Source organism: Shinella sp. (assembly GCF_035998705.1).
GTDB lineage: Bacteria > Pseudomonadota > Alphaproteobacteria > Rhizobiales > Rhizobiaceae > Shinella.
Genome location: NZ_DASYHH010000036.1, coordinates 1 through 13,060, shown reverse-complemented (window position 1 = coordinate 13,060; position 13,060 = coordinate 1). Strand labels below are relative to the sequence as shown.

17 protein-coding genes are annotated in these 13,060 nt (G+C 60.6%); 2 read left to right on the top strand and 15 right to left on the bottom strand.

Annotated elements, in window-relative coordinates:
• Window positions 1–168: 168 nt before the first annotated feature.
• The 9 genes from VGN93_RS30945 to VGN93_RS30905 all read right to left on the bottom strand — a co-directional run bounded on the left by VGN93_RS30945 (window position 169) and on the right by VGN93_RS30905 (window position 8,813).
• Window positions 169–435 carry a hypothetical protein gene (locus VGN93_RS30945; RefSeq protein WP_327510630.1) on the bottom strand — a complete coding sequence of 89 codons (267 nt, stop codon included), beginning with the start codon at window positions 433–435 and terminating at the stop codon, window positions 169–171.
• Entirely contained in the window at window positions 432–2,057 is a 1,626-nt protein-coding gene (locus VGN93_RS30940; protein WP_327510629.1) for a phage portal protein, read from the bottom strand. The genes VGN93_RS30945 and VGN93_RS30940 overlap by 4 nt, the downstream gene beginning before the upstream one ends.
• On the bottom strand, window positions 2,039–4,057 hold the full coding sequence (locus VGN93_RS30935) for a terminase gpA endonuclease subunit (RefSeq protein ID WP_327510628.1): 2,019 nt from the start codon (window positions 4,055–4,057) through the stop codon (window positions 2,039–2,041). Before VGN93_RS30935 ends, VGN93_RS30940 begins: the two co-directional genes overlap by 19 nt.
• Complete coding sequence (locus VGN93_RS30930; protein ID WP_327510627.1) at window positions 4,054–4,659, bottom strand: hypothetical protein; 606 nt, start codon at window positions 4,657–4,659, stop codon at window positions 4,054–4,056. Before VGN93_RS30930 ends, VGN93_RS30935 begins: the two co-directional genes overlap by 4 nt.
• A 158-nt stretch (window positions 4,660–4,817) precedes the next feature.
• Window positions 4,818–5,435 (bottom strand): hypothetical protein, encoded by a 618-nt coding sequence (locus tag VGN93_RS30925; protein ID WP_327510626.1) that lies wholly within the window; start codon window positions 5,433–5,435, stop codon window positions 4,818–4,820.
• Window positions 5,436–5,720: 285 nt separating this feature from the next.
• Complete coding sequence (gene nusG, locus VGN93_RS30920) at window positions 5,721–6,407, bottom strand: transcription termination/antitermination NusG family protein (protein WP_327510625.1); 687 nt, start codon at window positions 6,405–6,407, stop codon at window positions 5,721–5,723.
• A 29-nt stretch (window positions 6,408–6,436) separates the two neighbouring features.
• Window positions 6,437–7,771 carry a helix-turn-helix domain-containing protein gene (locus tag VGN93_RS30915; protein WP_327510624.1) on the bottom strand — a complete coding sequence of 445 codons (1,335 nt, stop codon included), beginning with the start codon at window positions 7,769–7,771 and terminating at the stop codon, window positions 6,437–6,439.
• Complete coding sequence (locus VGN93_RS30910) at window positions 7,768–8,076, bottom strand: hypothetical protein (protein ID WP_327510623.1); 309 nt, start codon at window positions 8,074–8,076, stop codon at window positions 7,768–7,770. The genes VGN93_RS30915 and VGN93_RS30910 overlap by 4 nt, the downstream gene beginning before the upstream one ends.
• Window positions 8,073–8,813 (bottom strand): hypothetical protein, encoded by a 741-nt coding sequence (locus VGN93_RS30905; protein ID WP_327510622.1) that lies wholly within the window; start codon window positions 8,811–8,813, stop codon window positions 8,073–8,075. Before VGN93_RS30905 ends, VGN93_RS30910 begins: the two co-directional genes overlap by 4 nt.
• A gap of 104 nt (window positions 8,814–8,917) precedes the next feature.
• Here VGN93_RS30905 and VGN93_RS30900 point away from each other — a divergent pair, with 104 nt between their 5' ends.
• Both VGN93_RS30900 and VGN93_RS30895 read left to right on the top strand, forming a co-directional pair.
• Window positions 8,918–9,112: a hypothetical protein gene (locus VGN93_RS30900; protein ID WP_327510621.1), complete on the top strand. Its 195-nt coding sequence runs from the start codon at window positions 8,918–8,920 to the stop codon at window positions 9,110–9,112.
• 45 nt (window positions 9,113–9,157) lie between these two features.
• The gene (locus tag VGN93_RS30895; RefSeq protein ID WP_327510620.1) at window positions 9,158–9,583 is read left to right on the top strand and encodes a type II toxin-antitoxin system HicB family antitoxin; all 426 of its coding nucleotides are present in this window, start codon (window positions 9,158–9,160) and stop codon (window positions 9,581–9,583) included.
• A 62-nt stretch (window positions 9,584–9,645) separates the two neighbouring features.
• Here VGN93_RS30895 and VGN93_RS30890 read toward each other — a convergent pair whose 3' ends face one another.
• From VGN93_RS30890 to VGN93_RS30865, 6 genes are all read right to left on the bottom strand, one after another.
• A complete protein-coding gene (locus VGN93_RS30890) occupies window positions 9,646–10,188 on the bottom strand; it encodes a hypothetical protein (protein ID WP_327510619.1) in 543 nt (180 codons plus the stop codon).
• 73 nt (window positions 10,189–10,261) lie between these two features.
• A complete protein-coding gene (locus VGN93_RS30885) occupies window positions 10,262–10,906 on the bottom strand; it encodes a hypothetical protein (RefSeq protein WP_327510618.1) in 645 nt (214 codons plus the stop codon).
• A 2-nt stretch (window positions 10,907–10,908) separates the two neighbouring features.
• Window positions 10,909–12,255: an MT-A70 family methyltransferase gene (locus tag VGN93_RS30880; RefSeq protein WP_327510617.1), complete on the bottom strand. Its 1,347-nt coding sequence runs from the start codon at window positions 12,253–12,255 to the stop codon at window positions 10,909–10,911.
• Window positions 12,252–12,467 carry a DUF6525 family protein gene (locus tag VGN93_RS30875; RefSeq protein WP_327510616.1) on the bottom strand — a complete coding sequence of 72 codons (216 nt, stop codon included), beginning with the start codon at window positions 12,465–12,467 and terminating at the stop codon, window positions 12,252–12,254. Before VGN93_RS30875 ends, VGN93_RS30880 begins: the two co-directional genes overlap by 4 nt.
• Entirely contained in the window at window positions 12,464–12,700 is a 237-nt protein-coding gene (locus VGN93_RS30870; RefSeq protein ID WP_327510615.1) for a hypothetical protein, read from the bottom strand. Before VGN93_RS30870 ends, VGN93_RS30875 begins: the two co-directional genes overlap by 4 nt.
• 6 nt (window positions 12,701–12,706) lie before the next feature.
• On the bottom strand, window positions 12,707–13,060 hold a 354-nt coding region (locus VGN93_RS30865), incomplete at its 5' end, for a hypothetical protein (protein WP_327510614.1).

Here is a 13,060-nt window from a genome sequence, read left to right as displayed (position 1 = left end):
GGCGATGTGATCGACCATGCCGCCCGGATTGTTCACGACGACTGTGTCGCCAGCGATCCGGCTTCCAAGCCCCTGAAGAAAGGCTTCCGCCTTCCGGGGATCGTACATCAGCGGCGTGTCAAACACGCGCTGCGCGATACGCGCATAATGAAAGCTCATGAGAACCCCTCAGAATCGTAGGGAGAAGCGTCGGGCCGGGCGCCTGCCAGTGCGTTTAGCCTCGCACGCGGTCGACAACCTCGTAAGCTCCGCTTCCAGCGCGTCCCATTTGACAGATGAAAACACGATATGGTCGCGGGTAACGGGCGACTGGATGGACATCTCGCTGACATTTTCGCCAGCGAGGATCCGGAGTTTGACGGCATAGAGAGCTTGGTAGAGCGCACAGGGATCGTCGACATCCACCGGCGCTCCGTTGATCGGAACCATCGTCATGTTTCGACAGCCTCCGGTTTCTTCTTTTTCTCTTCGCCGGCGGGATCGCTAGGCCGGTTTCGCTCAAACGGCGAAGGAAGGCCGGCGCTCGTATAGCGGCCATGCCAATAGACACGGCTTTCGAACACCTCTTCCGCGTCGTCGCCAAGCTCGCCGCATTCCTTTTCGAGCGCGCCCGTACCATTGGCGAGGCGTTCGCTGGACGCCCGTGCGCGCTTTTCGTCATCGGCCGTTGGCTTCGAAGGGCCTTGGCAGAGTGCCCAAAGGATCGCGTCGCGGTTCGCCGAGAAAGCCTCATAGCCCCCCTTGAAGGGCACGTTGCCTTCAGCGATTTCCTCATCGAGCCAGCTCGAATAAGGCACCAGGACATGCGGAGCGGCGATGCGATCGGTGCGCCGCTGTGCGATCGGCCACAGGCCCGAGTTTTCCATATTGGTCGACGCATAGGTCGCCTTGGAATAGTCGAGCGTGTAACCGCCGTAGCTCACGCCGAGGGCACGGGCGGTATCACGATCGAGGCGCGCCATGAATTCGGCATAGTCATCGCCGGGAACCGAGATCGACTTGAATTCCAAGTCCTCATCCGGTGCAAGCTGGCTGATGCCGGCGCCGGCGCCTAGCCTTATTTCGGATTCAGCGGCGTTATTGAGCGCAGCCTTGAAGTAATTGACAAAGTCTTTTTCGAGTTCGCCAACGCCTTCAACCTTATTCTCGCGCATCGCTTCGAAAGCTTCGAACGCTTCCGCCGATGGGCGAGTGCTTTTCAGGATGGCTGCATAGATCGTCTGAAGAAAGCGAACCTGCGCGGTCGCTTCGTCGGTATTTTCAGCCATGAGATATTTGCGGAATGTGGGCACAAGGGGAGATAGCCCGCGCACATCCTCAGAAGAGAACGGATCAAAGGCGTGCATAACCATCTGCCGGCCTTCGCTATCGCGCGCCGCGTGGTCGACCTTGACCGTGATGCCCGCCCGCCGCTCCTCAAAGCGGTAATGCGTAGGGCGGCCGTAAGCATCATGAATGACGCCCTGGAACATCCCCTCGATTTCGTTTGTGTCCTGCACCAACTTTTGCGGCTGCATGAGCAGAAACTTAGTGCCCGTACGGGTGCCGGGGAGCCGCTCATGGGGCATGAGATAGTCAACCACCCCAAGGCTTTCACCGAAGGCGAGCCAATGACGCATGCCGATATCAGTTTGCTGCGGGATGGTGAATTTCGCCCGGAAGTCACATTCCAGCGGGTTCCACGCCCACGTCTTGAACCGGGCCTTTACCTGCCGGATCCAAGCGATCGATTCCTGCGCATCATATCCAAACGCCGCGAGATCAGGCCGAGGGTTCAACTGCAACTCGACGCCGACCGTGTCCGCGAGGATCTGATCTGCCGTGCCGCGTAGGCGGCCCGAGTTCTGCAGCATGTCCATCGCAAGCGCCGAGGCACGCCACCAGACCCGCCGGATTTCGTCGCGGTGCTCCCGTAGCGAGGCGGGGCGGGCCGCGATGATGCCCGCTTGGGTGTCGCGCATGTAGCCGGCGCGCGCCGCTGGCATTGTCATGCGTGCGGGCGCGGATCCGGCTTTGATCCGGATCCGTTGTTTTTCAGTCATCGACGCTTCGCCCATCTATTGGCCCTAGCGGGCTCGGATTGCGGTGGGAGGGTTCGCAAACTTTGCGAAGGCTCAACCGGCTGGGGGCGCGCAACCGCAACCGGCGGCGCGTCTGCCATGATTCTAAGGCTATCTGCGGAGAACATGTCAGCTTCGATATCTGGTTCACGTTGCGCCCGCAGACGATCCCAATCGTCTTTGCTCATGCGGGTCAGGCCGAGGTGCTCCGCCATCGCCATCGCGTAAATCCGACAATCGAGGTAGTGGTTGTCGGAACGGCGCGATTTCCATTCCTCATGAAGTTTGCCCTTCACCAGTTTCTGGTCGAAATACTCCGCAGTGATCTGGTGGAAATATTCCTCGCCCAACTCTTGGTGAAAATGGCAGTAGCCAGGCGGGTCGATCGTTTGCCCGGCGGCCAACCCGTCCTTGTGCAGATTGCCGTAAAACTCGGCTTTCAATGCCCAAGTGCCGACCGGCCAAACCATCGTCGATCCGAACCGGCGACGTTTGCCTTTCTTGTTCACCGACTTTTTCAGCGGCTGACTGATCGCAGGCACGCCACGTCCCGGCATACCCTTGACCGCGTAAGCCCGAGGCGTTCGGCGGCACCATTCCAGCACCTGGTTGGTTCGGTAACCGCTGTCGACGCCGATAGCATCGATCTCGCGCAAAACGCCGTAGGCGTCGGGAAACTCCCGAGCTGCAAGTTCCGAAAGCTTGACCCACGCACCTTCCTGCGGGTTGTCGGTCGCACCGGGTAGAAACTCAGCGAACACGTTCCAACTCTGCCGATCCTCGGCATATGCAACACCTTCGGCAAAAATCCCGTAGGACTGGACGTCGGCGCCGAGCACAAACAGGAGGGGGCCATGGGGGATGACGTCCGAAGCGTAACCTTCGCGCCTCTCCATCAGCCGTTTGTGGTCCGGCGCGTTCCCCTTCATTTGGTAGGGCAGGCCTAAAACGACGTTCGAATAGTCCTTGGCGCCAGCCTCGCCCTTGGCCTCATAATTGATCTTGTCCTCGGCGATCGCTTCATAGGACATCATGAGCGACATGAACTGGTCGACATGAAAGCCAGGGTGCCGATCGGGACCGGTGAAAGTCGGGACGAAATGACCGGCACGAACAGCGACGACGCGCTCCATCTCCGAGATCAGATGCGGGCATTTGATGCAGGCCATGCCGCTCTTATGCGGATGCTGCCGATCAACCTTGAAGTTTTGATCCGTCTGCACCTGCCACGTCTCGCAGGCCGGACACTGTATGTGCCAAAACCGTTGATCAGAACGGCGGAACGCGCGATCGATGCGGCAGTGACCGGGGCCTTCGCCTAGAGGATCTCCGCTATCCAATTCCGGCGTGGACAGCTCAAGAATTTTATAGGTTTTCTGCCTGCGGAACGCGGTGAAACGCCCAAAGAACAGGTTTTCGGGATCGGCGCCGTTCGGCAGTTCCTGCCATTTCGACACTTCATCCTTGACGCCGTAACGAGTCGTTTTTGCCGACAGGTCCATGACCGTATTGGCGTTGGCGAGGTAGATCGTCCCGCCGGGAAACTTCTTTTCGTACGTTTTCGACCCGCCACCGTTGCGGTTTGCGGCAGGGAAAATAACCTCTTTCCCGGTCTTTTTCTGCCACTCATCGATAAGCGGCTGGAGCTTGCCGGAGTTGACGTCCTGCAAGGCGTCGAGGCCGGGGACGCCGTAAAGCGCGTTGTCGGGTGCGTTTTCTGCGAGGTAGATCATCCATGCCAGGGCGAGGATCGAGACGCCAGTTTGCTGCGCCTTTCGAACGGTGACCTGGTTGCACTGATGCTCTTGGCTAAGGCATTCCGCGATCTCGACCAGATAGGGCGCATCGTCCGGCGACCAGAGTTCGCCCTTTTTCGGCCCGTCGACCAGCACGATGTTCTGAGGCAACCAGAATTGGAACGGCACAGGCGGCTGGGGTCTGATCGCGGCCGCGAGGATGCCCGCGATCGCCTGCAAGGCGCCGGGATGGAAGGTCACGCGTCTTGCTCCTCGATCAAGGAATCTTCCGTGGGCGCCGCCTTCGCGATCTCGGCGAGTTTGTCGGCGAGCTGATTTCCCAACTCGTAAGCGATCTTCCGCAGCGCGACGCGCGCGCCATGAATTCCCTCTTTCGACACCGCATCCGCCACTTCGTCGGCCTTGTTGGGCAACCGCTTGATGATGGATTGCAGCTCGGCGCCGATCGTCTTGTGCGCCTCGTCGATCTTGTCTTTTCGCAAAAGCTGCCCGGTGACTTCCTGCTGTCGCAACTTCTCGCGACCGACCTTCAGCCATTCCGATTGCCGGCGCGCCTCGTCGAAGCTGTCTTCCTGCCGAGTCTGGAAAGGTGGAACATCGTCAAGCAGCGGAGCCGAGACCACGGGGCGGATAGGTGCCGACGCCTTCGCCGGGTTCACAAACCGCTGGCGATAGTGGTCGTAGTGCGCGAGCGAGATCCCAAGCACCTGCCCCTGCGAACCTCGCTCGACTGGCGTCTCCGGCCGCTCTTCGAGAAGGCGCTTTACGGTTTTCGAGACGGCGGGTTTCGAAACGCCATCGCGCGCGGCAATCTGCGCAACCGACCACATGACGTCGCTCATCGTTAACCCGATCGTTAACCGCGCCGTTAACCCCGTTAACCGCGTTAACCCAAGTTTTCAGGCTGTTCGTCTGACAGAAATCCGGGCCGTTCTCCGCCCGAGGGTGTCGCCGATCGGGGTACGGTCCCTTGACCCAGGGGGGGGTACCCCCTCCCCGATCAGGTGAAGATGCCCCCGGTCAGACGGTTGATCTCGTGCATCGCCCGCTTCGGCAACTCGGCTTCGACCGTTCGCATGAACGCATCGGCCGTCGCACCCTTGATCATCTCGGCCGGAATGATGACGCCACTATCTTGAAGCTCAAGCGGGCCATGGCCCTTGCCCAATCGCAGATAGACATGGCCGTTGAGACCGGATGCCTCAACCCGGTTAGGGAAGCGGCCGCCCTTGATGAATGTGCGTGCGAAGAGTTTTCGCTTGCCGAATGGAGCAGCCGTTACCCCTTTGAGCGTTTCGCGGGCTGCGAAATGCTTCAGCGAAATATCTCCGCCTTTTGCAGATAGAACATACTCAAGCGATCCGCGCCCATCGACGAAACTGGTCTCGCTGGATGATGCGCCCCAAGCCCGGCCTATGCGGATGGCCTTGACGATCACTTTGCGCTTGAGGCCGGTTTGCGCTGAGAGCGCTCGGATGACTTGGGTCCGGGCCTTATCGCCCGTGTGATTTACCGCTCGCTGAAGCGACAAATGTTTTTGATGGCTTGAAAGCAAGCCCATCGCGTTGTCGAGGCGACGCATCCCCTCGACATTTTCCCAACGGATGCTGATAGACATCAGTCGATCCTCGATGAAGGGGTTACATGACAGCCTCCCATGGTTGGGATCGTCCCGTGCGGAAGAAATCCGCCTATATCCTAGAACGAAAAAAGGCGACCTATTGGCCGCCTTTCGTTTGAACATAGCTTTCGCATTTGCCCTGAGTCGATGTCCGCAGTTGGGACCGTCAAGGTTGGGTTGCTGAGCGCCTGTTCCCTGTGACCGTTGGTGGTCATCTCTGCCGCTGTCTTGCAGCGGGATAATGAGGGTGGCGACACCGCAGTGGCCGTTGGCTGATGACTCTCACAGCTTCTCTAAAAATGCAATAGGCACGTTGTCGACGTCGAAATCCTTTCCATCGACGTCGATGCGGACTCTTCCACGCGCGATCCGCGCCCATTTTACCGCCAACACAGTGCACCGAAACCCCGCAAACGGGCCATGCGTGATCATTGCAGCGCAGCCATCCGCGATCGTTTTATCAGCCTCCATCCTCTCGACATCGGACGTCGAGAGCCGCTTGAAGATGGCGACGTCGTTATCGCGGATGGCGTGATAACCGCCTGACCCGCCTACGATATTCACGACGCCGATCTGTTTTTGCATGATGAAGCCGGCAAAAGCCTCTGCGGAAGGCACGATGCGAGTAAGCAGATAACCCGGTATCACGGCGCGCTCGCCTTCGAATTTCTTCCCCTTGCGCACCGAGATCCATTTTTCGCGCGGCACCAGCACCTCAACACCGACGTCCGTCAAGAATTTTTCCACAGTGAATTCGAAGCCCCCGGCAATCTGCAAGCAATACCACCGCGCCTTTTTGGGAAATCGAATCACAAGCTCGCTTGACGCTTTGGAAAGCTGGTGCCGTGCAAGGCGGATTCGCCGCGTTACGCGGCTACGCCGCTGGTCAAGCCGGTCATGATCGATCGCTGTCAGCGCAGCCGCGTCGATATCGCGAACCTCTGCCCGCTTGCCCTTTGTCACCGTCATGTGAATGCCCTCTCTGCCGGGAAACCGGCCTAAACTTCCGAATTGTTTTGTTTTTTTGCCAAGAGCGAGCGTGCGGCCCGCTCAAAGCTGTGCAGGCCCCCCGGCCCGCCTTTGGGAAACCAAACGACTGGATGATCGCCCGGATCCGGCACCCATTCCCACCCGCGTTCATCGTGGAAATCACGCCACGCCCACCACACGACTGAGCCCACGGGAACGGCCTCGCAAAGTTGTTTCAGTGCCTCGCAAGCGCTTGCCACGTCCACCCGCCGCCGCCCGCGAGCTGCGGCGTGCAGCCGAACCACCTCCGGATAGCCCTGCGCTACCCGGCGCCGAATCAGCTCCTGCTCATCGAAATTGGCGGGGAACACCAACTGCCCTTCTGGCGACACAATGAGCCCGCGCTCTTCCGCATACCGTGCCGCTGTTTGCGGCCGCGTCCTTGCGTGCGCTTCATAGGTGCCCGCGACCATATCACGGACATTGGGCGGCAACTGGACGTCGACCGGCCCATCAAGAAACGCCAGCATCCGCACCGCGCCGAAGACAGCACCGTAAGGCGCAACCTCGATCGGCTCATCGCTATGGACGGTTCCCGCGTCGGGATCCGGCTGTCGCGAAAGCATCTCCCAGACGCGATCGCGGAAATAGTGCGCGACAGGCATAGGCACCACGCCGTCACGCCGGCATTGCGCGAGGAAAGCATCTCGATGATGGCAGGCTATGGCCTGATCTTCCGCAGACAAATCCGCAAAGGCCCGCGCGATGTAGGCGACGGTCGAGCTAGTCCACCCCTTCCAGAGCCCGCCTCGATACCCCTCGCCCGTGCAGAACCGCTGGACACGCTTCACCAGGTCTGCCGGCATCTGTCCGCGACGGTCTCGCGCGCCGGCGCGTCTCTCTTCCTCAGATTCAGTAATACTAATATCTGAGTTATTACTATGGGGCGGATTCACCGGCGCCGGCAAAACCGTCGACGGATTCACCGGCGCCGGCAAATCCGTCTGCGGTAGATTTGCAACACTTCTGCCACTGTCGTGCCCAAGCGCTGCAATCGGGACGGTTGGCTCGTCAAAGATGACAAGATCAGACGAACTGAATTTGCCGCCCTCGCGTTGTTGTTCCCGCTCCGCGTAGCCAATTTCGACAAGCTCGGCGAGCATGCGGCGCGCCTTGTCGCGACCACAACCGCCGCGATTGCAAATGTCTTTGACGACGACGGTCCAATTGTCAGGTTTGGACAGCAGATAGGCGAGCAGCCAACGCGCTTCCATCGATAGCCGATGATCCTCAAGGATACGGTTTGGAACCGTTGAATAGCCCGCGTTTCTAACGCCGCGCCGGATTGTCGGATCCTTTGTCAAGTCAACCCCTCCCCCGTCTCAGCTTTCCCCAGCGAAAAGCCAACCATGACTTTTCGCGCAGCGAGAAGTTGCAGTTTCGTTGCTTCGGGCAAGTCGCCGCCGGCGTCACGCGTGCCTTGCAAGGCCGCATGACGGATCCGTAAGAAGGTCACACCAGGTAGAAAGTGCGCCTGTTGCAGAACAACGCGGATGGCGTCGAAATCGCGGATGATCACACTGTCGGGTGCCCGAAGCAGCCAATCCGCCCGCGATGCGTTCGTGTCATGATCCGCAAGGATTTCTACAAGCGGCATGAGATGGCTCATCGGCCCAACCCCGTCTTGATGGCTTCGCCCTGTTTCTGGACGTTGGCAACAAAGTCGCGCAGTTCCGCGAAGTTGGTGCGGATCTCCGCGCCCAACTTTTCGAGGTCGCTTCGCATCGAATCGACGGTTCGGCATGCCGCAGCCTGTTCCGTCCGCAGGTCCGCAAACCGCTTTTCAGCCTCTGCGGCCGCCTCAAAAAACGCGTCGAGTTGCGGGCTTGAGCCCGGCGGCCCGAACATCAGGGACCGCACATCGGCGACCCATTCCGTGCGCACGCCGAGGTCGCGCGCGACGATGCTATCCGACCAGCCGGGGCGATAGCCGACGTCGGGATTGTCATAGACCTCCATCAGTTTCATGTTGATCAGCTGCTTGTCTTCCAGGGACGCCGCCGGCGGCATGATAACGACGCTATCCGCGATCGTTGCCGGATCGACGGGAACCCCAAAGGCGACTACAGGCGCCGCCCGTTTGTGCACTGTCTTGACCATGCTCTTCCCTTCCTCTTCAGCGCGCGGCCGCCGCCGTGCGCATTCCGGGCAACGAACCCTCGCGCCCTTCAAATTCCATCCCTGCTTGCGGAAGTGGACGACGATCGCCGCCGGCGGCCGCCGTGCCGCGCCACGTTTGCGCGGGTAGTAACCGACCGCAGCGCAGCCGGAGCACTCGATTTTGGCCGCCATGACACGCTGTCCGCCGGCCTCGATAAACTCTTCTGGGAAGTCCATTTCCTTCATGGCGCGGGTGCCCCCGGCACCTCAATAATTCGTACATAAATGTACGAATTGCTATTGTGATTCGTACAAAAATGTGCGAAAACAAAATCACGAAAGGAGAGGAAATGAAGCGCGAACAATTTCTTAGAGACCTTCGCAAGATCGCCAAAGACCGGGACTGGAAATTGGAAATCTTCGAAAACAAGGGAAAGGGTTCGCACTATCGGGTAACGCTCAACGGCAAGACGACCACCGTCAAATCCGGCGAACTGACCCCCATGTATGTGCGGCTCGTTAAGGGACAGCTCGGGATCAAATGATCCCGGGCTACCCGGCCCGCACCACCCGAAGGAAGGATTGATTGTATGGATTTTACCTATCAGGCCACGCTTGAAGACGATCCGGATGGGGGCTTTGTCGTCACGTTCGCAGACGTGCCGGAAGCCATCACGGCCGGCGATACCCGCGCGGAAGCGCTGGATAATGCGCGTGAAGCGCTGGGGCTTGCCCTGCGCGGCATCTTGCAGGAAGGCCGCGAACTGCCTGCGCCGGCTGCTACGGAGGGAATCCCCGTTGCGGTCGACGCCGACGTTGCGGCGAAACTCGCTGTCGTCGTCGCCTTCCGCGCGGCCGGCATCAGCAAGTCGGAACTCGCCCGCCGCCTCGGCAAGACCGAAGTGGAAGGTCGCAGGATCCTTGACCCTGATCATGGAACGAAAATCGGCCTGTTGCAGGACGCCTTGCGCGTCTTGGGGCACGAGATCGTCATCCGTGTTCGAGAAGCTGCTTGAAGCACCAAGGGGCGCGTCCTTAGCAAGGCGCGCCCTTCCTTTCCCCCACTGATTCCCCTGTTTCACCCGTCGCCTTTCTTCCACCTGTAATAATCGGCGCGGAGCGACAGGAAGGCGGCCCTTGCCTTCTCATCGCGGTTCAAGTCCGCTTTCGATTGGATTGCCAGAAGGCCTTTCAGCCTGGTGTCAGCGGCCCGCTCGCTTTCGATCCGCCCCAGCGGCTCGCGATATTCGAGGTAGCGCCAGAATAACCGCTGCTCGCACAGCGATTTCGCCATGAAGCCAAAGTTGGCTTGTTGCTTCGGCCGGCTTTCCGTGCCGGCGCCGGTCGAGATCATCTCGCGTATCTTCGCCTTCGCCCGGCTGATCATGCCAAGCGTGAAGCGCAAGGTTTCCAGCGCACGGCAAAGCACTTCGATCTCATCCGTCCGCGCAGCCTTGTGGATGGTGGCGATGCGCTCAACCTCGCCGTCTTCGCGATAGGCGATGATATGCGTTCCGACGTCGTCGCTCTCCATCGACCAGACATAGCCGTCGAGATCGTCGTGATAGCCGATGAGGCGGCCGAGCATGCGCTTTTCGGCATCAAGGTCCGTCGCGGTCATGGCGTACCGCCTTGGTTCCGACTGGCGATGAATTCCAGTTTCCGCCGCGCAGCTGCGGCCACACGCGCTAAAGTCATGCCGCCTCCGCCAACGCTGCACCGCCCCATTGCAGGGCCATCGCATCGGCGATGCCTTGGAATGTCCGCGACCTGATTTTCCAACGATCGGGACCAGGAGAAGCCCGATGCACCGCCGACCATTTCTTATGTTCGTCAGTGCCCCGTGCCGGCGGAGTCAGACGGTTGGTGGCTACCAACGCGGACAGGTTTCGCAGGTAAAAGGATGTGCCCTTAAAGGCAGGTTCGCCAAACCACCACGGCTGGACGGTTTGCGCCGGGGCCTGATAGCCGTCGATAAGCCTCTTTGCATGTTTATGCATTACAGGGTTTTCGACAGCGATGCGGGGGATCGGCGCATTCCAGCATGCCGAGAAAAGCGCCGCGCCTTCGCGCAGCTCCTGCCACATCTGTTCGACCGTTTTACCTGGTGGCGCCCTATGCAGCCAGCGAACGCCGGAATTGCAGAGCCGCGTGCATGGCGGATGCATTACCGCAAGCATATCCCAGCCATCGCCGAGCACGTCGCGAATATCGCAAATAATATGACGGTTTGTGGCGTCCTCGGCCGGCAGGAGGTCGCATGACCACACGTCGTGCCCCAACGCGGCAAAAGCGCGCCGCACAACGCCGGAAGTCTCGCAGCCGATGAGTATCTTCATCGTCACTCAGCCGCCTCCCGCGTTGCGGGCGCGGCTTCGCCGGCCTCAAATCCCCAAAAGTCCCATTTGCCGTTCAACCGTACATCGCCGACGACAAGACTTTCCTTGCGGTTGAAAAGCTCCAGCTTGCGCAGATCCGGAAACTGCCGTTCGATCTGCTCGGCAAACCAAACGGGCTTGCGGCTATGCTCGGTCTTGCGTTCGGCATAGAGCGAGACTGGGTTTTCACCCGGCAGCGGGGCCATCGAGATCGTGCCGCGCTTGCCGATCAACAGCATTTCGTGCCGATCGCGCACATGGCGGCCCATGCCGATATCGACCTTGTCCCACACCATGCAGGTCACGTAGGCGAAACCCCACGCATTCAGCACTTCAATGCCATGGTGCACCCGGTTCGCAGGCACCCACAGGAAGCATTCGGCCGAGCCCGTCGCCGGGCTCTTGTCGCCGGCGCACAAGGCCTTGATATCGTCGAGCGGCATGGCCGGATATTTCAAGCCGCGATCCTGCCCGGTCTCATCGCTCCAGGCTTCCTGTTGCCATGGCGGATCCGCATAGAGGATGGGATAGGCCGCTCGCGGCATTTCACCGGCGACGCGGCGGCCGCGATCGGCGATCGCGCTGATGACGCTCATGCGCACCGTGCGGCTATGGCGCATGTTGACGGTGCGGATCGACTTGTTTTCCTTCGCGACGGCGCGATCGGCCGCAAGCAGCGAACGGGCAAAGCCCACCTGCTCTTCCGGCGTCGCCAGCCGTTTCATCTGGTCGAGCGTCACGCCCTTGTCGTGCCGCGTGCCCGCAAGCATCCGCAGCGCGTCGGCCGAGATCTTCGCGCCGCGCTCGGCATCGAGCTGCACCGTGCGCTCCCGCTGGCCCGTCGCCTCGGCCGTGGCAGCGGAAAACCGCTTCGGGCTGCTTTCGCAATCTTTGCGAACCCTCGAATACTGATTGCTGCCGACCCCCGTTTCGGGGAACTTGATGAGATAGATTTCCTTGCGGCGATGCGTGAAGAGCGCCCGATCGGCTGGCGATAGATCCGCGCGGATCAGGTTCTCGTCGATCTCCCACAGTTCGCAATCGTAGGCGTCCCCTTCCTCATGAAAGCAGAGGATGGTTTTCAAGCCGAGGCGCCGGCACGCCTCAAGCCGATGGCCGCCGGCGCTGAGACGCACACCTGTCGCCAGGGCCTCGCCAAAGACCGTGATGGGCGTGCGCAAGCCGTTGCGGCCGATCGATTCCATGAACGACACGACCTTGCCTTCGTCGAGCGTGCGCAGGCGGCCGCCGGCGTCGATTGTGTCGATCGGCCGAGCTATGGCGATCTTCTCCAGCGGCTCCGCGATCATGCAGCACCGCCTTTCCAGCCCGTCCGCCGATCGACGTCGGACAGCACCACCGCGACGTGCTTCGCAGGGCGACCGTGCCGCAGAAGCTTTTTCGCAACCGAGACCGGAAACGGATAGGCCGCATAGTTCAGCACCGCGCGCACTGGCGCCGGTAGCGTGTCGAACGCGGTCATGGTCCTGACGCTTGCGGGATCGGGCGGCACCACCTTCATTCGACCCTCGCGATCCGATCGAGATAGGCGCAGCCAAGCTCGCTGATGAAAGCTCGATCGCGCTTCTGTGAAATCGTGGCATAGCCAGCATCGAGGCATGAACGAGCGAGATCCATTTCAGCGACGCCGACGATCCGGACGGATCCACCAGCCCGCCGCATGCTGCGCAGAAACGCCCGCTGGCCAAAGGTCAACGGGCGGTCGAAGAGATTGCGGGTGGCAACTGCCGTCATGGGCGGCTAGTCTCCCGACGCTACGATCTTGAGGGTTGCCTTTGCTCCGCCGGTGGCAATTGCCCCGTCGAGGACGGCGCAAAATTCGGAGATCGCATCGCGCTCTTTTCCTGCTTCGCGCCGAAGACGCTGCAATTCCGAAGGCGAGAGCTTTCCGTCGCTCATCGCGATCGCCACCTCGGTGTCGACGACAGCACCCTGCCGGCGCTTCTCGGAATAGGTGGCGAGAAAACAGGCGGCGGCGATGCGATCCTCTTCCGGGTCCGTGAGGCGCCGGCCGTTCACATTGGCCATGACCTCCGTAACCGGCGCCTGCTGGCATTCAGCCTCAAGCGCCAGCACCATGGGGATGGGCATGAT